At 58.7% G+C, this 19,905-nt stretch carries 23 protein-coding genes; 16 read left to right on the forward strand and 7 right to left on the reverse strand.

The window, feature by feature from the left end:
- The first annotated feature begins 18 nt into the window (after positions 1–18).
- The 3 genes from rnr to rpmG all read left to right on the forward strand — a co-directional run bounded on the left by rnr (position 19) and on the right by rpmG (position 3,307).
- Complete coding sequence (gene rnr / locus HY29_RS00475) at positions 19–2,307, forward strand: ribonuclease R (RefSeq protein ID WP_034789725.1); 2,289 nt, start codon at positions 19–21, stop codon at positions 2,305–2,307.
- Between the two features lie 4 nt (positions 2,308–2,311).
- Complete coding sequence (locus HY29_RS00480) at positions 2,312–3,055, forward strand: NUDIX hydrolase (protein WP_034789728.1); 744 nt, start codon at positions 2,312–2,314, stop codon at positions 3,053–3,055.
- 84 nt (positions 3,056–3,139) lie between these two features.
- A complete protein-coding gene (gene rpmG / locus HY29_RS00485) occupies positions 3,140–3,307 on the forward strand; it encodes a 50S ribosomal protein L33 (protein WP_034789743.1) in 168 nt (55 codons plus the stop codon).
- A gap of 61 nt (positions 3,308–3,368) precedes the next feature.
- Here rpmG and HY29_RS00490 read toward each other — a convergent pair whose 3' ends face one another.
- Genes HY29_RS00490 through HY29_RS00500 form a run of 3 tightly spaced genes read right to left on the reverse strand, consistent with a single transcriptional unit; the run spans position 3,369 to position 6,389 of the window.
- A complete protein-coding gene (locus HY29_RS00490; RefSeq protein ID WP_034790497.1) occupies positions 3,369–4,595 on the reverse strand; it encodes an MFS transporter in 1,227 nt (408 codons plus the stop codon).
- Between the two features lie 37 nt (positions 4,596–4,632).
- Positions 4,633–6,003 (reverse strand): PleD family two-component system response regulator, encoded by a 1,371-nt coding sequence (locus HY29_RS00495; protein ID WP_034789745.1) that lies wholly within the window; start codon positions 6,001–6,003, stop codon positions 4,633–4,635.
- Entirely contained in the window at positions 6,000–6,389 is a 390-nt protein-coding gene (locus HY29_RS00500; RefSeq protein WP_034789747.1) for a response regulator, read from the reverse strand. Before HY29_RS00500 ends, HY29_RS00495 begins: the two co-directional genes overlap by 4 nt.
- 137 nt (positions 6,390–6,526) lie before the next feature.
- Here HY29_RS00500 and HY29_RS00505 point away from each other — a divergent pair, with 137 nt between their 5' ends.
- The 7 genes from HY29_RS00505 (at position 6,527) to HY29_RS00535 (ending at position 11,872) form a co-directional block, all read left to right on the forward strand.
- Positions 6,527–7,798, forward strand: coding sequence for a DNA polymerase IV (locus tag HY29_RS00505; protein WP_034789749.1), 1,272 nt, complete (start codon positions 6,527–6,529; stop codon positions 7,796–7,798).
- A gap of 83 nt (positions 7,799–7,881) precedes the next feature.
- Positions 7,882–8,343, forward strand: a complete 462-nt coding sequence (locus tag HY29_RS00510; protein WP_034789751.1) for a RidA family protein — start codon at positions 7,882–7,884, stop codon at positions 8,341–8,343.
- A 6-nt stretch (positions 8,344–8,349) separates the two neighbouring features.
- On the forward strand, positions 8,350–9,075 hold the full coding sequence (locus HY29_RS18140; protein ID WP_051600966.1) for a glycerophosphodiester phosphodiesterase family protein: 726 nt from the start codon (positions 8,350–8,352) through the stop codon (positions 9,073–9,075).
- Positions 9,076–9,084: 9 nt separating this feature from the next.
- Positions 9,085–10,251, forward strand: coding sequence for a GNAT family N-acetyltransferase (locus HY29_RS00520; RefSeq protein WP_034789753.1), 1,167 nt, complete (start codon positions 9,085–9,087; stop codon positions 10,249–10,251).
- A 29-nt stretch (positions 10,252–10,280) separates the two neighbouring features.
- A complete protein-coding gene (locus HY29_RS00525; RefSeq protein ID WP_155838154.1) occupies positions 10,281–10,655 on the forward strand; it encodes a hypothetical protein in 375 nt (124 codons plus the stop codon).
- Positions 10,652–11,086, forward strand: coding sequence for an HIT family protein (locus HY29_RS00530; protein WP_034789757.1), 435 nt, complete (start codon positions 10,652–10,654; stop codon positions 11,084–11,086). The genes HY29_RS00525 and HY29_RS00530 overlap by 4 nt, the downstream gene beginning before the upstream one ends.
- A gap of 51 nt (positions 11,087–11,137) precedes the next feature.
- Entirely contained in the window at positions 11,138–11,872 is a 735-nt protein-coding gene (locus HY29_RS00535; RefSeq protein ID WP_081811151.1) for a LuxR family transcriptional regulator, read from the forward strand.
- A gap of 9 nt (positions 11,873–11,881) precedes the next feature.
- Here the strand turns inward: HY29_RS00535 and gatB are convergent, their stop codons facing one another.
- Positions 11,882–13,393, reverse strand: a complete 1,512-nt coding sequence (gene gatB, locus HY29_RS00540) for an Asp-tRNA(Asn)/Glu-tRNA(Gln) amidotransferase subunit GatB (protein WP_034789760.1) — start codon at positions 13,391–13,393, stop codon at positions 11,882–11,884.
- A gap of 154 nt (positions 13,394–13,547) precedes the next feature.
- On the opposite strand from gatB, the gene HY29_RS00545 reads away from it, so the two are divergent.
- Positions 13,548–13,925: a hypothetical protein gene (locus HY29_RS00545; RefSeq protein WP_034789770.1), complete on the forward strand. Its 378-nt coding sequence runs from the start codon at positions 13,548–13,550 to the stop codon at positions 13,923–13,925.
- A gap of 215 nt (positions 13,926–14,140) precedes the next feature.
- Positions 14,141–15,025 (forward strand): mechanosensitive ion channel family protein, encoded by an 885-nt coding sequence (locus HY29_RS00550; protein ID WP_034789773.1) that lies wholly within the window; start codon positions 14,141–14,143, stop codon positions 15,023–15,025.
- Between the two features lie 177 nt (positions 15,026–15,202).
- Here the strand turns inward: HY29_RS00550 and HY29_RS00555 are convergent, their stop codons facing one another.
- Positions 15,203–15,682, reverse strand: a complete 480-nt coding sequence (locus HY29_RS00555; RefSeq protein ID WP_034789776.1) for a hypothetical protein — start codon at positions 15,680–15,682, stop codon at positions 15,203–15,205.
- Between the two features lie 10 nt (positions 15,683–15,692).
- Positions 15,693–17,165, reverse strand: coding sequence for an Asp-tRNA(Asn)/Glu-tRNA(Gln) amidotransferase subunit GatA (gene gatA / locus HY29_RS00560; RefSeq protein WP_034789779.1), 1,473 nt, complete (start codon positions 17,163–17,165; stop codon positions 15,693–15,695).
- Between the two features lie 137 nt (positions 17,166–17,302).
- On the opposite strand from gatA, the gene HY29_RS00565 reads away from it, so the two are divergent.
- Positions 17,303–17,743, forward strand: a complete 441-nt coding sequence (locus HY29_RS00565; protein WP_034789782.1) for a DUF6491 family protein — start codon at positions 17,303–17,305, stop codon at positions 17,741–17,743.
- A gap of 33 nt (positions 17,744–17,776) precedes the next feature.
- Positions 17,777–18,160: an SET domain-containing protein gene (locus HY29_RS00570; protein WP_162176653.1), complete on the forward strand. Its 384-nt coding sequence runs from the start codon at positions 17,777–17,779 to the stop codon at positions 18,158–18,160.
- Between the two features lie 3 nt (positions 18,161–18,163).
- On the opposite strand, the gene gatC is transcribed toward HY29_RS00570, so the two are convergent.
- Entirely contained in the window at positions 18,164–18,451 is a 288-nt protein-coding gene (gene gatC / locus HY29_RS00575) for an Asp-tRNA(Asn)/Glu-tRNA(Gln) amidotransferase subunit GatC (protein WP_034789806.1), read from the reverse strand.
- A gap of 79 nt (positions 18,452–18,530) precedes the next feature.
- Between gatC and ruvX the strand changes: the two genes are divergently transcribed.
- Positions 18,531–18,989 (forward strand): Holliday junction resolvase RuvX, encoded by a 459-nt coding sequence (gene ruvX, locus HY29_RS00580; RefSeq protein ID WP_034789857.1) that lies wholly within the window; start codon positions 18,531–18,533, stop codon positions 18,987–18,989.
- The gene (locus tag HY29_RS00585; protein WP_034789858.1) at positions 18,986–19,900 is read left to right on the forward strand and encodes an AEC family transporter; all 915 of its coding nucleotides are present in this window, start codon (positions 18,986–18,988) and stop codon (positions 19,898–19,900) included. Before ruvX ends, HY29_RS00585 begins: the two co-directional genes overlap by 4 nt.
- The last annotated feature ends 5 nt before the right edge of the window (positions 19,901–19,905 follow it).

The following is a 19,905-nucleotide window of genomic DNA, read 5'->3' on the forward strand; positions in this document are numbered from 1 at the left end:
CCGCTTATATGCGGGTGTATGAGTTTTCCAGATAAGCAAACGGTCCTCGATTATATACGGGACCATCCGAACGCCACCACGAAGCAGGACATTGCGCGCGGCCTGAAAGTTAAAGGCCGCGACCGCGCCACTTTGCGCGAGATCCTGAAGGAACTGGAGCAGGACGGCACGCTTGAGCGCACAGGCAAACGCGCCTGGGCACAGGCCGACCGCCCGCCCCCGACCGGCGTGGTACAATTCACCCACCAGGACGAGAATGGAGACCTGATCGGCAAGGCCGTTGGCGACAATGGCCCCTTCGGCCCGGACATCATCTATACCGGCCTCTCCGGCAAGCCACGCGGCAAGGTGACCGAGCCCGGCGAAGGCGACCGCGCGCTCTGCAAGATCAAGCTGGTCGATGGCGTGTGGCAGGCCCGCGCGCTGACCGTGCTGGAGAAGCGGCTGAGCAATTCGATTGTCGGCCTCTATTCGCAGGGCCCGCGCGGCGGCAAGGTGACCCCGTCCAACCGTAAGGAACGCCGCGAATTCCTGATTCAGGAAGCGGACCGCAATGGCGCAGAAGATGGCGATCTCGTCATCACGGTGCCAAAGCCCCAGGCCCGGCGCCAGTATGGCCCGAACCTTGGCATTGTACGCGAAGTGATCGGCCATATTGATGACCCGCGCTCAGCTAGCCTGCTGGCCATTCATGCGCACGATATTCCGGTCGAGTTTCCGGAAGCCGCATTGGAACAGGCACGCGATCCGAAACCGGCAAAGGCCGAACGCGAAGACCTGACGCAAATCCCGCTGATTACCATCGACCCGCATGATGCCCGCGACCATGACGATGCCGTCTTCGCCGAGCAGCTGGACGATGGCTGGCGCGTGATTGTCGCGATTGCCGATGTTGCCGCTTACGTCACCGAGAATTCTCCGTTGGACCGCGAAGCCCTGAAGCGCGGCAACTCCACCTACTTCCCCGACCGGGTTGTGCCGATGCTGCCCTTTGAGCTGTCTGCGGACGAATGCTCCCTACGTGAGGGCGAACTGCGCCGGTGCATGGCGGTGGAGATGATCTTCGACAAATCCGGCACCAAGCGCTCCCACCGCTTTATTCGCGGCATGATGAAGTCTGCCGCCAAGCTCTCCTATCAGGAGGCCCAGGCAGCGATTGATGGCAAGCCGGGCGGCAAGGCCGGCGAGATGCTGGAGGATGTGCTGAAGCCGCTCTGGGGCGCATACGCCGCTGTGGCCCGGGCGCGGGACAAACGCTCCCCGCTTGATCTCGACCTGCCGGAGCGCCGCATTATCTTCTCCGAGGACGGAGAGATTGAAGGCATCATCACCAAGGAACGCCTTGAGGCCCACCGCCTGATCGAGGAGTTCATGATCCAGGCAAACGTGGCCGCTGCGGAAACGCTGGAAAAGCAGAAAAGCCCGCTGGTCTATCGTGTGCATGATGTGCCGAGCGATGCGAAGATCGCAGCCTTTGCGGAATTCCTGCAGACGATCGACATGAAATGGCATGTTGGCGAGCGCCCGCAGACAGAGAAATTCAACCGCCTGCTGAAGGATATTCAGGACGGAGACTATGCCCAGATGGTGACGCAGATGGTGCTGCGCACACAGGCACAGGCGATCTATTCGGAAGAAAATCTCGGCCATTTCGGCCTGAACCTTGTACGCTATGCCCACTTCACCTCTCCGATCCGCCGCTATGCCGATTTGATCGTGCACCGTGCACTGATTGCGGCTCTGAACCTTGGGCCGGATGGCCTGTCGAAAGACATGTCCGTACGGCTGGAGGAGATTGCAGAGCATATTTCCGGCACGGAGCGCCGCTCCATGGCTGCGGAACGCGAAGCAACAGACCGCTACCTCGCCATCTTCCTGGCTGACCGGGTAGGCGCAGAGTTCGAGGGTCGCATCACCGGTGTCACCGGCGCAGGCCTGTTTGTGGCGCTGGCGGGGTCCGGCGCGGATGGCTTTATCCCCATCTCATCCATCTCTGACGATTATTGGGTGCTGGATGATGCCGCCATGCAGATCTATGCGCGCGGCTCTGGCAAGACCTATGGCCTCGGCCAGATCGTGAAGGTGCGCCTGAAGGAAGTGACACCATTGCAGGGCGGTCTGCTGCTGGAAATGCTGTCAGAGCCCATGCCCGCCCCAAAGGGCCGCAGAGAGGCGCGTAGCAAGACAGATGCAGATAGACCCTCCCGCAGAGGCGCTCCGGGTCGTATCAAGTCCAAACAGAGTGGAAAACCGAAATTCAGCAAGAAGACCTTGCCCAAGCACAAGCGGCGCGGCCGCAAGAAGTAGATTTATGCCTGATACTGCCCCGAAGACTGGTCTGATCGGATCGGCCTATGACAAGGAAGATGTCGGCGATGTCGTCGAGACCGGAAAGCGCAGCCTGCGACCGAAAGATGCGGCAACGCTGATTCTGGTGCGCCGGGATGCCTCCCAGCCGCGCGTCCTGATGGGCAAGCGCTCTGGCGGGCATGTCTTCATGCCGGACAAATATGTCTTTCCAGGCGGACGCGTAGACCCCGAAGACGGCCGGGCGACCTCTTATTGCGAGCTCCGGCCTGAAGTGGAGGCCAAGCTGCGCATCCAGGCGCGCCGCAAGCCACGCGCCTTCGGCCTGACTGCCATCCGCGAGACATTCGAGGAAACCGGCCTTCTGGTGGCGCGTGAGGCGGAAATGCCGGACACTTATGTCAAAGGCTGGAAGCGCTTCCACGCGCTGGACGCAGCGCCGCATCTGTCTCCGCTCACCTTCATTGGTCGGGCTGTCACGCCGCCCTACAGACCGCGCCGATTCGATGCCCGATTCTTCATGGCAGAGGCCGAAGAGGCACTGATTGACGAGCGTCCACCGGTCGACGGCGCTGAGCTGTCAGACCTGCAATGGGTGACGCTGAAAGACGCTCTGGACCTGGATTTGCCCAATGTGACGCGTTTTATGCTGGGCGAAATCGAGGAAAGGCTGGAAAAACCGGACCTGCAACGCGGCCCGCCCTTCCTGAAATGGACGCGCAGCGGACACAGTTCAGACCGCCTCTAGCAGCAATGGCGCTTGACTTCCGGTCCGCACCTCGCCATTAAGCCGCTTTCCTGTTTCAGACGCTAACATAAGCGAGCTTTCGTCATGGCCAAACCAGCCACCATCAAGATCCGCCTCAACTCGACGGCCGACACCGGCTTCTTCTATGTGACGAAGAAAAACCCGCGCAACATGACCGAGAAAATGGTCAAGCGTAAATACGACCCGGTTGCCAAGAAGCACGTCGAGTTCAAAGAAGGCAAGATCAAGTAAGATCCTGTTTTCTGTGAAGATTTCAGAAAGCCCGCTCAATGAGCGGGTTTTTTGTTGCCTGCTACTCTTCCGGCGCGCCGTGATGCAGGTCTCGCGTTTTGCGGATGCCGGGAAACATACCGGCCCATGCGGCGGCAATACCTACAGCGGCATAGCCCCCGGCCACCACGGTAAACACCGCGCCCCATTTGGCTGCCATGAATCCGGCCCGCGCCTCGCCAAGTTCATTGGACGCGCCCAGGAAAATGGAATTCACCGCATTCACTCGGCCGCGCACCTGATCCGGCGTCCAGAGCTGTACAAGCACCTCGCGGATATAGACTGACACCATGTCGAACGCCCCGACGCACATCAGGGCCAGGATGGACAGCCACGCGACTGTAGAGTGGCCGAATACGACCGTTGCCAGACCGAACAGGGCGACAGAAATGAACAGGATGATGCCAGCATGATCCTTGATCGGGAATGCTGTAATGATGCCCAGCATGATCAGCGCGCCTATCCCTGGCGCGGCGCGCAGCAGGCCCAACCCTTCTTCCCCGATGTGCAGGATGTCGCGCGCATAGATTGGCAGCAGCGCCACCGCGCCGCCAAGCAAAACAGCAAACAGATCGAGCGAGATCGCCCCTAGAACGATCTTCTGCTTCAAGACATAGCTGAAGCCCCCCAGCAGCGTGCTGAGGCTTGTGGGCTCACGCTCAATGCGCTGTTCAGGCTTCGGGATGGAGAAGATGAGCACAGCCGCGATGCCGAACAGGACAACTGCCGTCGCATAGGCTGCGCCATGATAGAGACCGTAGAGCAAGCCGCCCGCGACAGGCCCGAAGATAGACGCCGCCTGCCATGAGGAAGCGATCCAGCCAACGGCATTCGCGAAATCCTCTCGCGGCACCAGATTGACCGCCAGGCTGGATGAGGCTGGCGTAAAGAATGCCCTGGCACATCCAAATACGGTCAGCGTGCCCAGCACGACAAGCGGCTGGAAAGTGCCCGTGACAGCCAGAAACAGGATCATCGCCGCACAGGCCAGTTCTACCGTAACCGCAACGCCCATGACATTACGGCGGCCGAGCCGATCCGCCGTAACGCCGGTGACGACCACAAGCAGCAAGGCTGGCAGGAATTGAACCAGTCCGATCCACCCTAGCAGAGCCGCATTCTGGGTCAGATCATACATCTGCCAGGCGACCGCCACAGACACGATCTGCGCTGCCAGCGATGTCAGGAAGCGCGACAGGAAATATCTGCGATAGGAGGAATGGCGAAATGCCGCGAACCGGTCAGTCATGATGCGGCCCACTGAGCCCGTATCAGCCGGAAGTCAATCAGGCGGCCTGATTCTCTACGCGGTTCCGGCCAGAGGACTTGGCCTGATAGAGCGCCACATCGGCGCGCTTGACCAGATCAGCCACCGTGTCTTCCGGCCCCAGTACGGTACCGACGCCCGCGCTAACCGTGATGCTGATCTCGCGCTCTCCCTTGTTCACCGAAAAGGGCTGGGCTGCGACGGCCTGACGAATACGCTCAGCCGCAGCGCAGGCAAGGTCTCCTGGGGTCTCCGGCATGATGACGAGGAATTCCTCGCCGCCCGGCCTGCAGACCACGTCCAGCGCCCTCACATTGGATTTCAGGCGACTGGCAACTTCGATGAGCACTTCATCGCCAGCGTCATGGCCATAGGTGTCGTTGACGGATTTGAAGTGGTCGATATCCGCCATCATGACGGAAACAGGCGCACCGCCCATAACCGCGCGGCGCATGAAAGAGTCGAGCTGATTCGTCATGAATCGGCGATTGTAGAGCCCGGTCAGCTGGTCGATGATGGACAGCTCAAGCCCGCGGTCCACGCGCTCTCTCAGCATGTCGATATAGCGGGCACGGCGAGCCTGTGTGCGGACCCGCGCCAGCAATTCCTGCCGATCCACCGGAGAGAAGATCACATCGCTGGCGCCAAGCTCCAGGCCCTTACCGGCGCGCTGCTGGTCTTCGGGATCACACAGTAGAAGAATGGACAGCGAGCGTGTGGCTTCATTGGATTTGAAATGCGCGCATAGCTTGAGGGCGTCAAAACGGTCGCTGAGCATCGACAGCAACAGGATATCCACGCCCTGTTCCGCAAGGTCTGAAAGCCCGCCTGCCTCTATCAGCGTAACGGCATTATGGCCGCCCGATCGCAGCATGTCCGCAATGCGGGCAGAGCTGCGCGGATTGTCGTCCACCACGAATACACGGGCTGGCTTGTCGCGAATTCTCTGCAGCGGGTTTTCGTTCAATTCGTCCCTCAGGCCACTACTGGCCTGCCGCTGGCGAAGTTCAGCGGCAACGGAATTGTAGCGTGTCAGCGCCCCGATCCGCGACATAAGCGCGAAATCTTCAAATGGCTTGGTCAGGAAGTCTTCCGCGCCCGCATCCAGTCCGCGGATACGGTCTTCAGTGTCATTCAGGGCCGTTACCATGACGACCGGAATGTGAGCGGTCTCGTTGTCAGCTTTCAGGCGCTTGCAGACCTCATATCCATCCATGCCCGGCATCATGACGTCCAGCAGGATAATATCCGGCTGTTCATCCTTGGCTCGGCCAAGCGCCTGCATGCCGTTTTCGGCAAGCAAAACAGTATAGTATTGAGCTTCTAGTCGAGCTCTGAGCAGACGCCGGTTGGCTTCAATATCATCAACAACGAGGATTCTGGCACTCACGCCGCCTCCTTGGGCATCAATGCCTCAACCGCCTTGATGAAAGTTGATATCTGGATGGGTTTGGAGAGATACCCCTCACAACCCGCTTCGCGCACACGCTGTTCGTCTGCCCGCATGGCAAATGCGGTGACAGCCAGCACCGGAATGTGCGCGACCTTGTCATCATCTTTCAACCAGCGCGTAATATCCAGGCCGGAAACTTCGGGCAGCTGGATATCCATGATGATGAGATCGGGCAGTTCCCTGCGGGCGATCTCAACGGCTTTTGCGCCATCACGGCACTGGTAAGTCTCGAAGCCATAGGCGTCCAACAAGTCGCAAAACAAGCGCATGTTGAGTTCATTGTCCTCAACAACCAGAACTTTCCTGGTTTGCGTCTTAGTCATGATGATTGCGGATGCCTTTGGTTCTGGGCGATTCTAGGAGTTGAATTCCAGCTACACTCTAATTCCTTAACACGGGTTTACGAGTTTCTGTCGAACCGATTGCTCGAATTCGAGGAACATGGCAAGAACATCCTGAAATGTATACTTTATGCCGTGAATGCTACCACATGGCCGACGAGGCACATGATGTCTGCCCGCAATGTGCTGGGCGGCGCGTTCTTCAGCACCCAGCCCTCAGATCGCTCACCATTGCCCACATGGATTGCGACGCCTTCTTCGCGGCAATCGAGAAGCGTGACAACCCAGACCTGAAAGACAAACCCGTCATCGTCGGCGGCGGTCAGCGCGGCGTGGTGGCGACCTGCTGCTACATTGCACGCCTGTATGGCGTGCGGTCTGCGATGCCGATGTTCAAGGCGCTGAAGGCCTGTCCGGATGCTGTCGTGGTTCGCCCGAATGGCGACAAATACCGCGAGGCAGCGCAGCAGATCCGCGCAAAGATGGGGGCCCTGACGCCGCTTGTGCAGCCGGTCTCTGTGGATGAGGCGTATATGGATCTCTCAGGCACGGAAGCGGTGCATGGCGCGCCACCGGCGGCATCCCTCGCTCGCCTTGCGGCCGAGATCGAGCGGGACATCGGCGTGACCGTTTCGATAGGCCTCTCAGTGAACAAGTTTCTCGCCAAGACCGCCAGCGAACTGGACAAGCCCCGCGGCTTTGCCGCCATCTCGGTGGAAGAGGCAGAAAGCCTGCTGGGCCCGAAACCCATTGGCTTCCTGCATGGGGTTGGGCCCAAACTGGCCGCACGACTCGAATCGGATGGTTACGATCTGGTGGAAGACATCCACCGCGCCGACGTGAAAACGCTAATTTCACGCTATGGCGAGACAGGCATGTGGCTGAAACAGCGGGCGCATGGCATCGACAACAGGCCTGTACGCATCGACGAAGAACGTAAATCCGTTTCAGCCGAAACCACCTTTAACGAGGATGTCTCCGATGCCGCATGGCTGGAGGACCAACTTTGGCGGTTGTGCGTGAAGACGGCGGACCGCGCAAAGAAAACCGGCCTGGACGGCGGCGTCGTGACGCTGAAACTGAAGACTGCCGATTTCCGGACGCTGACCCGCCGCGTCTCTCTTTCGGAACCGACACAGCTGGCACAGACTGTCTTCCGGGCCGCCAGAGTATTGCTGGCGAAGGAGACGCGGGCGCGTGTGCGCTATCGCCTGATCGGGGTTGGCCTGTCCGAACTCTCTGATCACAAAGCTGATGGCGCAGACCTGCTGGACCCGTTGATCGCCAAGCGCGCGGCAGCCGAGCGCGCCTCTGATATTGCGCGGGAAAAGTTCGGCACGGACGCTGTGATCACCGGCCGGGCTGCGCGGATGAAAAAGCTGCAACCCTGATACTCGTATTTTCAATCTCCCGCCCCTTGCCGAGCGCGGCAGGCAGGGTCTAGGGACGCAGGGACACCAACAAGGAGCATTTCATGTCCACACCAGAAGCTCGTCTCGACGCCCTCGGCATCGTCCTGCCAGCGCCGATGAAACCTGTCGCCACCTATGTGCCATACGTTCAGACAGGCAATCTGCTGTTTGTCTCCGGTCAGGTCAGCGCATCTCCGGACGGACTCATCAAAGGCCGCCTTGGCGAGGATATGGAACTGTCTGCAGGCCAGCAGGCCGCGCGTATTTGCGGCATCAATCTGATCTCGCAGTGCCACGCGGCCCTGGGCGATCTGTCCCGTATCAAGCGTGTGGTGAAACTTGGTGGGTTTGTGAATGCCGCCCCTGGCTTCACCGACATTCCGCAAGTCATCAATGGCTGTTCAGACCTCATGGCTGAAGTCTTCGGCGATGCCGGCAAGCATGCCCGCTCGGCTGTTTCCTGCCCGGAACTGCCCCTCGGCGTAGCCGTCGAAGTGGACGGCATCTTCGAGATTGCAGGCTAAGACACTATGGCGGAGCGGTTCTTCCCTGCAGACTATGCCTACGCCCATAGAGGGCTATGGGGCGCAGGCTGTGTGGAGAACACGCTCCCCGCTTTTCAGGCCGCAATCGAGGCTGGCCTGGGCATTGAATTCGATGTGCGACTGACGGCAGATGACGAGATCGTCGTGTTTCACGATAGCGATCTCTCGCGCCTCTCCGACCACACTGACAAGATCAACCAGCTATCCTGCGAACAGCTTCAGGCCGTGCAGCTTATTCTGGGGGTCCGCATCCCTACTTTCCGCGAATTGCTGGACATCTGGCCACGCCACCTGCCGCTGCTAACCGAAATGAAGGTCGACAAGGACACAGACCCGGCCGCGCTGGCACAGCAGACAGGTGAAATGCTGCTGGCCTATGATGGCCTGGCGGCCGCGATGAGCTTTTCCGAGGCCTGCGTGCGTGCGCTTCCGGAGGGCCTGATGCGCGGTCAACTCGTCGGGCCCACCGAGACAATTGGGACTGAGAGTTTCAAGAGCGTCATCGAGCGCGCCCTGTCGGATGGCATTGACTATGTGGCGGTCAATATCTCCGACGTAAGCAAAGCGGCGGAACTGATCCCCGCAGACTATCCGCGTGTTACATGGACGGTGCGTACCGAAGGGGAAGCACGCGAAGCCGCAGATAAAAAAGCGGCAATCATCTTCGAACTGCTCGCCCCGGCACTGGTCACAGGCATCGCCTTGCCCTAGTTTCGAGGTATGGACGATACCGCGCTGAAAATCAGTTTTGCTTCAGCGCTGGCCGATGTCAGCCCCGAAGAATGGAACGCCGTCGCAAACCCGAAAGGCGTTCGCTATGATCCGTTCCTCAAATGGGAATTCCTGGAAAGCATGGAAAGCTCCGGCGCGGCCAGCGCAGCGACGGGCTGGATGCCGCGCCACATCTTGCTGCGGGATGCATCCGGAAAACTCAAAGCCGCCATGCCGCTCTATGGCAAGAGCCATTCGCGCGGAGAGTTTGTGTTCGACCATTCCTGGGCCGATGCGTTTGAACGCGCCGGCGGGGTCTATTATCCGAAACTGCTGGGCGCCGTACCGTTCACGCCCGTGACCGGACGCCGCTTTCTGGTGGAGCCCGGCCCGGATGAAGCGCGCCTGAAGACCGCCTTGCTCTCAGGCGCGATCCAGTTGGCCGAAAGCAATGAACTCTCCTCTTTGCATATCAACTTCCTGCCAAAGGAAGACGCAGAGATGATGGAACGCAACGGCCTGTTATTACGCACGGACCAGCAATTTCACTGGCAGAACAAAGACTATCATACGTTCACAGATTTTCTGGATGACCTCTCTTCTGCCAAACGCAAGAATTTGCGCAAGGAGCGGCAAAAGGCTCAACAAGGGCTGGAGTTTGTGCATCTGCGCGGAGACGAAATAACCGAAGAGCATCTCGATACGTTCTTCGTCTTCTACATGGACACGGGCAGCCGCAAATGGGGGTCGCCCTATCTGACCCGCCAGGCCTTTTCCCTGCTGCGCGAGCGTATGGCCGACGACTTGCTGTTTATCTTTGCGATGGAGAATGGCGTGCCGATTGGCGGCGCCATGAATCTGGTCGGGTCGGACACGCTCTATGGCCGCTATTGGGGTTGCACCGTCCACAGACCAATGCTGCACTTCGAGACCTGCTATTATCAGGCCATCGACTATGCCATCGAGCATGGACTGGAATTCGTGGAAGCTGGCGCTCAGGGCGGTCACAAGCTCGCGCGCGGCTATGCGCCCGTGACAACCTACTCCACGCACTGGATCGCCCATCCGGGCCTGCGCAATGCCGTTGCAGACTATCTGGAGCGCGAACGCGAAGCCGTGGAATCCGATATAGAATATCTGAGCGAACGCACGCCTTTCAAGAAAGGTGAGCCATGACGGCCGTAATAATCCGACGCACAACGGGCATGGAAGAAGCCGCTGTGATTACGTCTGCCTTGCAAGCAGGCGGTTACTCACCTTCAATCTCCAATTTTCACCATGCGGTGAATAACTGGCTGCTCGTGCCGGCGCTTGGAGGTGTGCACATCTATCTACCCGCCCAGGAATATGAATCGGCGAAGGCATATTTGCGTGAATTGCACGCTTCTGCCGCCAAGACGCTTGAGGCAGAATTCGGCCCAGCTGACATGAAACCCCTCAAATCAAGGCGCATAAGGGGCATGCTTACCCTGATATTGCTGAGCACTCACATTGCAGTCCTTTATCTGATATTCCGCGGTGCCTTAAGTTTAAAGCAGCGCCTGCTCCCCACTCAAAAGAAAGGACTCCCTCAACAATGACCCTGCACGCAACCTATGACCCCGACAATATCTTCGCCAAGATGCTGCGCGGAGAGATCCCCTGCGTGAAAGTGTATGAGGATGATGTGGCCCTGGCCTTCATGGATGTCTTTCCGCAGTCTGAAGGGCACACGCTTGTGATCCCGAAAGGCGTTGAAGCTCGCAACTTCCTGGAAATGCCCACGGACAAGCTTGGGGCCTACATGCAACGTGTACAGAAAGTTGCAAAAGCTGTGGAGCAAGGCCTGTCCCCCGACGGCCTGGTCGTCACGCAATTCAATGGCAGCGCGGCTGGGCAAACCGTATTCCATCTGCACTTCCACATCATCCCCCGCTGGGAAGGCAAGGATCTGGGCCGCCACGCAGGCGGCGGAATGGCCGATACTGAAGTATTGGGCGAGCTTGCCACACGAATCCAAGCCAAATTGTAGATTAATCCATATTAATGGAGTATACAGGCGTTCTCACATAAGGGTGGACGCGTGAGAATATCTCTCAGGGACTTCATAGAGAGAGCGAACGACACTGAGGATACTGAGGCGTTATTTCGCTCATTCGATCAACTCGTCAGGCAATATGGCATAGACGTTTCGTCTTACCATATCCTGGCAGAGCAATTGCGCAGGGTGCCGCTGGAGGCAGGCATGATACGCCATACCTTCCCTGTGGAATGGTCCGAGAGATATCTCAGTGAAAAGTATGCTGACATTGACCCCCTCTTGAGTCAGGCGCGCTCTGAAGCATATCCGTTTCACTGGTTCAAAGTCGAAGACAAGATGAAGCTGTCGCAGCAGCAACGCGTCTTCCTGAAGGAGCTGAAGCAGGCTGGCTTGAGAGATGGCCTTGCCATACCGATCTTCGGCCCCATCGGCACCATGGCCTTTTTCGGACTTGGCAGCATGACCGGACCGCTGGACCTGGAAGCGCAAGATATCGCTGAGCTGCAACTGGCGTGTCAGTACACGCACAACACATTCATCACGCTTTCTGCAGACTTCCCCATCAGGGAACCTGTCCCGCCGCTCTCACCGAGAGAAACGGAAATCCTCACACTTGTAGCGGCAGGACTATCCAACATCGCGATAGCCGAAAAGCTCGGCATTACGGAAAACACTGTCGACACGATCCTGCGCCGCGCCTTCAAGAAGCTTGGGGCGAACAACCGGATTACGGCCGTCCTGAAAGGAATAGGCTCCGGCCTGATCCTGCCGGAGTAAGCCCCGTTCCTAGAGGCCCAGCTTTGCCTTCAGGATATCATTCACGGCTTTCGGATTGGCCTTGCCACCAGAAGCTTTCATGACCTGACCGACAAACCAGCCCATCGTCTTCGGCTTTTCCTTGACCTGAGCCACCTGCTCCGGATTGGCCGCGATGATCTCATCGACAACTTTCTCGATGGCGCCGGTGTCCGTGACCTGCTTAAGGCCATGCTTTTCGACAATGTCTGCCGCTTCGCCTTCGCCCTCAATCATCCGGGCAAAGACGTCCTTGGCAATCTTTCCGCTGATCGTGTCATTGGAAATCAACTCGATCAGGCCACCCAGGCTGGCAGCAGAAACCGGGCTGTCCGACAGCTCCATATCCTGCTTGTTCAGATAACCGAAAAGCTCTTGCGTCACCCAGTTGGCAGCGAGTTTCGGGTCGCGGCCCTTGGCGACTTCTTCAAAGAAATCAGCTTTCTCTGCATCCGCGCTGAGCACGCCGGCATCATAGCGCGAAAGGCCATAATCGGCCTCAAAGCGGGCGCGCTTCTCATCCGGCAGTTCCGGCAGGCTTTCGCGAATCTCGTCGACCCAAGCCTGCTCGAATTCCAGAGGCAGCAGGTCCGGATCCGGGAAATAGCGGTAATCATGCGCGTCTTCCTTGGAGCGCATGGACCGCGTTTCGACCTTTACAGGGTCAAACAGGCGCGTTTCCTGATCGACGACGCCGCCATCCTCCAGAATTTCGATCTGACGGCGGGCTTCATATTCGATCGCCTGCTGAATGAAGCGGAAGGAGTTCATGTTCTTCAGCTCGCAGCGCGTGCCCAGATGGCTGAAATCACCCGTTTCGCGGAATTTCTCATACTGACCCGGGCGACAAACGGAGACGTTCACGTCAGCGCGCAGATTGCCCTTGTCCATATCGCCATCACACGTGCCCAGCGCGATCACGATGGCACGCAGCTTCTTAACATAGGCCGCCGCTTCCGCAGGCGTGCGGACATCCGGCTTGGAGACGATCTCCATCAGCGCCACGCCAGAGCGGTTCAGGTCCACATAGGTGGAGCTCGGGTCCATATCGTGGATGGACTTGCCGGCATCCTGCTCCAGGTGCAGGCGCTCGATCCGGCACGGGAAGGAATAGGCCTCGCCGCCATGGGCTGGCTCAACGTCCACTTCAATCTCGCCTTCGCCGATAATCGGATGGGCGAACTGGCTGATCTGATAGCCCTGCGGCAGGTCAGGATAGAAATAGTTCTTCCGATCAAACCGGCTCCAGGTATTGATCTGGGCCTTAAGGCCCAGGCCCGTCCGAATCGCCTGTTCAACACAGAACTTGTTAATGACCGGCAGCATGCCCGGCATCGCCGCATCCACGAGGGAGACATTGCAGTTCGGATCAGAGCCGAATGCCGTGGACGCGCCCGAAAAGAGCTTTGCATTGGAAGAGACCTGGGCATGAACTTCGAGGCCCATGACAAGCTCCCAATCGCCGGTTTCGCCCTTGATTGTATACGGTGTGCGCGCTGACATATTCTTCTCTGCTAACAGTCTGTTTCAACGGCTCTTCTAGCCGTCGTCTCCCCCGACTGTCGAGCCGGTAATCCCATTGGATTGGCCTGCCCCCTTCCAATTTGTCGCATATCGTTGGATATTCGGGCACGTGGAGGAAACAAGGGGCCGTAGAATGCTCTTCAAAATGATGATGGATGCGTCCCGCCATGAGGAAAAACCTGTCGTTCGCGGCTTCCTCAAGCATCTGATCTTTGGCTTTTCGGTCGGGGTCGCTGTCGGCACGATCATGCTGATGTGCCTGCTCTTGTCGCTCAAGAACATGGATCTGGGAATGCCATGGATCTGGGCGCTGGCGATGATCCTGCAATGCGGACCGATTGGCGGTCTCATCGGCATCGGCGTGTATGTGTCCAGGATCACAACCCGCGATGAGGATGACGAGGATGACCAAGGTGGCCCCGGTGGCAATGCGGCGGAAGAAACAGCAGATCAGATTGTTGTTCGGCCTGCCGGACATGGCGCTGGTACGCTGAAGCCCTCAAAGGCCTAGGGTGGGCCTCAATTAGGATCCCCGTGATTAGCCAGATATGATTCACTGTATTCAATAATGATTACCGTGATGAGGGATCTTTCTTTTCAGAATGATTTCGGGTGATGTCCTGAAATTGCGGAATGTATTTTGCTCCGAAATGGGTAATGAAGAGGCAGCGGTATAAGCGTCTCTATGCGTAAACGGCCGGACCGAATGAATGGGGCAAACCACAAATGACGTGGAAAACGATTGAGAGCTGGGAGGCGCACCTTCATCCCGACAGATGGTCTGGTGCGCTGATCATCCTCGCGATGTTCCTGATCGCCGGACTTTTGCTATCGCGCATACTCAAACGGACGATCCTTCTGATCGTTGCGCGCGACCACGACAATCGCCTCGACCGCATGTCCATCGCGTTTCTCTCGAAGGTCGCGAGCGCTTTTGTCTGGATCCTGGTCCTGATGCTCTACGCGCACATGATCCCGGCGCTCGACAAACTAGCCACGGCCTTGTTGGCAAGCGTTTCAGTCGCGTCTGTTGTCTTCGGCCTGGCCGCACAATCGACCCTCTCGAATTTCGTGGCAGGCTTCAGCCTGATCTTCTATCGCCCGTTTCGGCTTGGCGATAAATTGCAGATCACCGCGCCGGGTGGCGTCGAAACCGGGATCGTGGAGGACGTGTCGCTGGGTTACACCATGCTGAAAACCTACGATAATCGTCGGGTCATTATCTCGAACGCCTCAATTTCAAGCTCGACCATGATCAACCTGTCCGCCAAGGAACTGCGGACCATGGCGATGATCCCGATCTCGATCGGCTATGACTCCGATATCGATAAGGCGCGCGCGCTGATCCTGGAAGTTGCCGCAGGGCTTCCCGATATCCAGGAGGTTCTCAATTGCCCGGTCACCAATCTGGGCGCCTCTAGCGTCGATTTCAGTCTTCGCGTTTGGTGCGCGGATTCTACCATTGCGGCCGGCGTCAAGAACACCGTGCTCGAAGCCGTGAAGAAGCGCTTCGACGCAGCCGGGATCGAGATTCCTTACGCTTACCAGAACGTTGTGATCAAAGAGCTGCCAAAATCGATCGAGCAGGAAAAATCGGGCGAGACCGAGTGATCAGGAACCAATTCTAATCAAGATTCATATAATGCTTGGAGCGTCATTCACGGGTACTCCGGATTCGTTGATCTGGAGGGCGTGTGTGTGGCCAAGCCCAAGCGTTATGATTAAGGGCGGAAGACTGCGCCACCCCTGAACGCACCCCATCCACTGGTCTGGAAAAGTTGGTTTTGACTAGTCGTCGTTCAGCTTGCCAGCGGCCTTGGCACGGCGCACACGCTCTGCGCGGGCGGCCATACGGTCCTTGATCGGCGCGGACTGTGAGACACGCAGCGGGGAAGCATCGTCTTCCTCTGTAGGAGCAGCAGGCGGCGGCGTATCATCCTCCAGCTTGCCTTCCTCGATCAGCTGTTTGCGGCGCGCCGCAAGACGGGCCTCACGCGCAGCCTGCGCAGAGCTTTTGCCGGAGAACATGCCGGATAGTCTGGAAGTTGCCGCTCCGCCTGACTGGCCAGCCTCTTCAGCGCGGCGTTTGCGGCGTGAGAGGATCCGAGTAATGCGGAAAGCAACATAGGCCGCCACCAGAAACGCGACCAGCAACATGCCGCGCATCTCCGGCGCAAACAGGCTGTAGCCATATTGCGCCATCATCCCCCACATCAAAGCGAGGCTGAAGACGAGAAGAATACCGAAGAGTGTCAGAAACCGGGTCATGCCCCGAAGACTACCACCACTTTTCAGGCTTTGCCACGAAGCCGGCTGCACGTTCCAATTCGCCGCCCACGCGGAAGCAGGCCGCCTCGTCCAGCGCCTTGCCGATCACCTGCAGGCCAAGCGGCAGTCCGCCAGCAGACAGGCCAGCCGGAATGGAGATGCCCGGCAAACCTGCCAGGTTTGCCGTTACCGTGAAGACGTCATTCAGGTACATCTCCACCGGATCACCACTCTTTTCGCCAAAGGCAAAGGCCGGTGACGGGCAGGTTGGCGTCAGGATGGCATCGCAGCTTTCAAAGGCTTCGACAAAATCATTGAGGATCTTCGTGCGAACCTTCTGAGCACGCAGATAATAGGCATCGTAATAGCCAGACGAGAGCACATAGGTGCCGATCATCAGGCGGCGCTGCACTTCGGCGCCAAAGCCGTCAGCGCGGGTCGCCTCATAGGTGCCAGCCAGATTGTCCCCATCGACACGAGCGCCGTAGCGCATGCCGTCATAGCGGGCGAGGTTTGAGGAGGCCTCGGCCGGGGCCACGATGTAGTAGGCTGGCAGAGCGTATTTTGTATGCGGCAGGCTGATGTCGACTATCTCGGCACCTGCGGCTTTCAGCCATTCGATGCCTTGCTCCCACAGCTTGTCGATTTCCTCCGACATGCCGTCCATGCGGTATTCCTTTGGAATGCCGATGCGCATGCCTTTGACGCCCTTGGCCACATCGCTGCGCCAGTCCGGCGTCTCAATGTTCAGGGACGTGGAATCCTTCGGGTCATGGCTGCACATGGCTTCCAGCAGGATTGCGCTGTCTTCGACCGTCTTGGAAATCGGGCCCGCCTGGTCCAGCGAGGAGGCAAATGCCACCATGCCGTAGCGGCTGGCGCGGCCATAAGTCGGCTTGATCCCGACTGTGCCGGTAAAGGCTGCAGGCTGGCGGATGGAGCCGCCCGTATCTGATGCCGTCGCCGCGAGACACAGATCGCCAGCGACCGCCGCTGCAGAGCCACCTGAAGAGCCACCCGGCGTCAGATCCCGATTGTCTCCCTCACGGCGCCACGGGTTTACCACAGGCCCGAAGCGCGACGTCTCGTTGGAAGAGCCCATGGCGAACTCGTCCATGTTCAGCTTGCCGAGCATGACGGCGCCCTGATCCCAGAGGTTTTGCGTCACCGTCGACTCATAAGTCGGCGTGAACTCGCCCAGAATGTTGCTGCACGCCGTCGTGCGTACACCGGCCGTGCAGTACAGATCCTTGATGCCGAGTGGTGCACCTTCCAGCTTGCCGCCCTCGCCCTTGGCCAGACGCGCATCGGAAGCGTCTGCCATGGCCAGAGCCTTTTCCGGCGTCTCGACAACATAGGCGTTCAAAACACGTGACTGCTCGATTGCCTGGATGAAATCCTGCGTTATCTCGCGCGCAGAAAAGGATTTGGCCTTCAGGCCATCCAGGGCAGCAGCAAGGGTCAGCTTGGTCAGTTCGGTCATGGAGCACGCTCTTTGTAGATTCAGACCGCTTGCTATGACGTCTTGCAGGGAAAGTTCAAGTCTCCGTGAGCCTTCTTGTCAGTTGAACCAGCCTGGAGCAGGCTGTTTTTCAACATCAAACAATGTGTGAGGAATCCATGCGCCCCCTACTCTACACACTTGCAGCCCCCATTTTCCTGGCGGCCTGCGCCTCAACCCCGGCCGGCGAACAAACACCTCGCGGTGTCGCCAAATATGCCGATGACCCGCGCCTAGGCGAACAAGTCGACCGCATCTGCTTTGCCAGCTCAATTGACAATTTCGGCAACAATACCCGTGATACACTGACCGTTCGCGAAGGACGTGACCATTACCTGATCGAAGTGATGGGCGCGTGCACAAATCTGGATGATGCCATGAGAGTCGGGCTCGTCTCGACGGGCAGTTGTTTGCGGGACATGGACTCGATCATCGTATCGACCCAGATCATGGACAGCCCAAGCGACAGCCCGTTCGATACCCAGCGCTGTGTGGTGAAGTCCATCCACAAATGGAACCCGGACGCCGAAGAATCTTCGACTGAGCCCCAGGAAGACTAGTGGCTGCACTGTAAAGGCATGCTACAAAGCGGCATGCCAGAAAACATACAGGCCTCAATGATTGAGGTACGCCAATCCCCTTTTCACGGTCGCGGCCTGTTCGCGACCGTTTCCATTTCTTCGGGGGAGGTGATCGCCGTCTATCCCCTGCTCATACTCAGCGAGGAAGACACGGAAGCGGTGCGGAAAACGCGCCTCTATCACTATGTTTTCTATGTTGATGAAAACGCCGAGGGAAAGATGCGCGCGGCCATCGCTTTTGGCCTGATCTCGATGTGCAATCATAGCCCGGAGGCGAACGCCGTCTTCGAAGTGGATGGCGAAGCACAGACGGTCACGCTAAGCGCCGGACAGGATATTGCCGCCGGCACCGAAATTCTGATCGATTATGAAGAGTTCGCTGAAGAAGCGATCTGATGTCTATTCGACCGCCTTCGGCACAACGAAGAAGCCATCTTCGCTGCGCGGGGCATTAGCCAGAACCTGATCCTGGATATTGCCATCGGTTACGACATCTTCGCGCATGGGCAGTTTGGTCTCGACGACAGAGGTCATCGGCTCCACGCCGTCCACGTCGACTTCGTTCAACTGGTCGATCCAGCCCATGATGCTATTCAGCTCACCGGTCAGGTCTTCCACATGTTCCTCGGTCACGGCGATACGCGACAGGCGGGCAACCTTGCGTACATCATCCTTCGTAACACTCATGTCTGGCTCCAGTCCGGCAGTTTGAATGGCTCGAATACGCCATAGGCAAGCTCGCTTCAAGGCGCTATGTGGGCTGCAAATGCCTGTAACTGATCTCGCAGACTTTCCGCGCACTGGCGCCCTTCTCGGACTGGACCCGGGTACCAAGACGCTGGGCGTCGCCTCAGCCGATGCGCTGCGCATGATTGCCAGCCCTGTGGAGACCATTCCGCGCGGCAAGAAGCTGGCCCCTGTTCTGGACCGCCTGTTCCACATCTATGATGACCGGCGCGCCGTGGGGCTCGTCATGGGCCTGCCCCTGAATATGGATGGTAGCGAAGGCCCGCGCGCCCAGTCTGTCCGCGCCATGGCCTGGCACATCCTGCAGAGGCGCGACGTGCCCCTGCTGTTTCAGGATGAGCGCCTCTCCACCGCCGAGGCCGAGCGCGCAATGATCTCTGCCGATATCTCACGCCGCCGCAGGGCCGAACGGATCGATGCCTCAGCCGCTGCGATCATCCTGAAAGACGCCCTGCATAATCTGGCACAGCTGCCGTGAGCGGCTTTCTCTATGCCCTGCTTCCGGTCATCGCGATCGTATCGCTGGGGCATATCCTGTCTGTCCGCAAATGGATTCCCACCGAGAGCTGGCGCGCTATTGAGCGTTTGTCCTATGTCGTCCTGTTCCCGGCCCTGATCATCCGGACTCTGGCCAATGCGCCGTTCGAGACCGCCCCCTGGGGACTCGCTGCGGCGCTGATCCTGGCGCAGCTTACACTTGGCGCTTTTGGCCTTCTGGGGCGGTTCATGCCGAACATGCCCGGCCCGGCCGTTGGCTCAGTCATCCAATCCAATGTGCGCTGGAACACAATGATTGGTCTCTCCATCGGCAGTCTCCTGTTCGGGGAGCAGGGATTGGCACTGGTCACCATTGCCGCCGCCGTGATGATCCCGACGGCCAACATCATCTCCGTCTACGCGCTGATCTCCCATGCCGAAAACCTGCATGGACCTAAACCCAACCCGTTTGTTGCCTTGTTCAGGAACCCGATCGTACTCGCCTGTATTCTTGGCCTCGCCCTCGCGGCCGCGAACATCTCCCTGCCCCGACTGCTGGATGACAGTTTGCGTATCCTGGGCGATGCGGCGTTGGCGCTTGGCCTGTTGGCGGCCGGGGCGGGTGTGGACCTGTCAGCCCTGCGCCGCGCCGGGCCACGCACTTTCGGCTGGTCTCTTGTCAGACTGCTCGGCCTGCCGGCTCTGGCGGTTGGCTTTTGCGTCTTGCTAGGCGTGACAGGCATGCCGCTGGTCGTTGCCCTGATCTGCGCGGCCACGCCTACCGCGACCAGCTCTTACATCCTGTCCAAGGAACTTGGCGGCGATGCGCCCCTGGCGGCTAACCTGATTGCTGTGGAGACCGTGCTCGCCATGGTCACCATGCCTGCGCTTTATCTGCTTCTCACCAGCTGAGGGCC

Origin of the sequence: Hyphomonas beringensis, assembly GCF_000682755.1 — a bacterium.
GTDB lineage: Bacteria > Pseudomonadota > Alphaproteobacteria > Caulobacterales > Hyphomonadaceae > Hyphomonas > Hyphomonas beringensis.

Excerpts from the sequence above, each read along its gene's own strand:
- rnr (WP_034789725.1), top strand. The coding sequence starts at position 19 with ATGAGTTTTCCAGATAAGCAAACGGTCCTCGATTATATACGGGACCAT.
- HY29_RS00480 (WP_034789728.1), top strand. The coding sequence starts at position 2,312 with ATGCCTGATACTGCCCCGAAGACTGGTCTGATCGGATCGGCCTATGAC.
- rpmG (WP_034789743.1), top strand. The coding sequence starts at position 3,140 with ATGGCCAAACCAGCCACCATCAAGATCCGCCTCAACTCGACGGCCGAC.
- HY29_RS00490 (WP_034790497.1), bottom strand. The coding sequence starts at position 4,595 with ATGACTGACCGGTTCGCGGCATTTCGCCATTCCTCCTATCGCAGATAT.
- HY29_RS00500 (WP_034789747.1), bottom strand. The coding sequence starts at position 6,389 with ATGACTAAGACGCAAACCAGGAAAGTTCTGGTTGTTGAGGACAATGAA.
- HY29_RS00505 (WP_034789749.1), top strand. The coding sequence starts at position 6,527 with ATGTATACTTTATGCCGTGAATGCTACCACATGGCCGACGAGGCACAT.
- HY29_RS00510 (WP_034789751.1), top strand. The coding sequence starts at position 7,882 with ATGTCCACACCAGAAGCTCGTCTCGACGCCCTCGGCATCGTCCTGCCA.
- HY29_RS18140 (WP_051600966.1), top strand. The coding sequence starts at position 8,350 with ATGGCGGAGCGGTTCTTCCCTGCAGACTATGCCTACGCCCATAGAGGG.
- HY29_RS00520 (WP_034789753.1), top strand. The coding sequence starts at position 9,085 with ATGGACGATACCGCGCTGAAAATCAGTTTTGCTTCAGCGCTGGCCGAT.
- HY29_RS00525 (WP_155838154.1), top strand. The coding sequence starts at position 10,281 with ATGGAAGAAGCCGCTGTGATTACGTCTGCCTTGCAAGCAGGCGGTTAC.
- HY29_RS00530 (WP_034789757.1), top strand. The coding sequence starts at position 10,652 with ATGACCCTGCACGCAACCTATGACCCCGACAATATCTTCGCCAAGATG.
- gatB (WP_034789760.1), bottom strand. The coding sequence starts at position 13,393 with ATGTCAGCGCGCACACCGTATACAATCAAGGGCGAAACCGGCGATTGG.
- HY29_RS00545 (WP_034789770.1), top strand. The coding sequence starts at position 13,548 with ATGCTCTTCAAAATGATGATGGATGCGTCCCGCCATGAGGAAAAACCT.
- HY29_RS00550 (WP_034789773.1), top strand. The coding sequence starts at position 14,141 with ATGACGTGGAAAACGATTGAGAGCTGGGAGGCGCACCTTCATCCCGAC.
- HY29_RS00555 (WP_034789776.1), bottom strand. The coding sequence starts at position 15,682 with ATGACCCGGTTTCTGACACTCTTCGGTATTCTTCTCGTCTTCAGCCTC.
- gatA (WP_034789779.1), bottom strand. The coding sequence starts at position 17,165 with ATGACCGAACTGACCAAGCTGACCCTTGCTGCTGCCCTGGATGGCCTG.
- HY29_RS00565 (WP_034789782.1), top strand. The coding sequence starts at position 17,303 with ATGCGCCCCCTACTCTACACACTTGCAGCCCCCATTTTCCTGGCGGCC.
- HY29_RS00570 (WP_162176653.1), top strand. The coding sequence starts at position 17,777 with ATGCCAGAAAACATACAGGCCTCAATGATTGAGGTACGCCAATCCCCT.
- gatC (WP_034789806.1), bottom strand. The coding sequence starts at position 18,451 with ATGAGTGTTACGAAGGATGATGTACGCAAGGTTGCCCGCCTGTCGCGT.
- ruvX (WP_034789857.1), top strand. The coding sequence starts at position 18,531 with ATGCCTGTAACTGATCTCGCAGACTTTCCGCGCACTGGCGCCCTTCTC.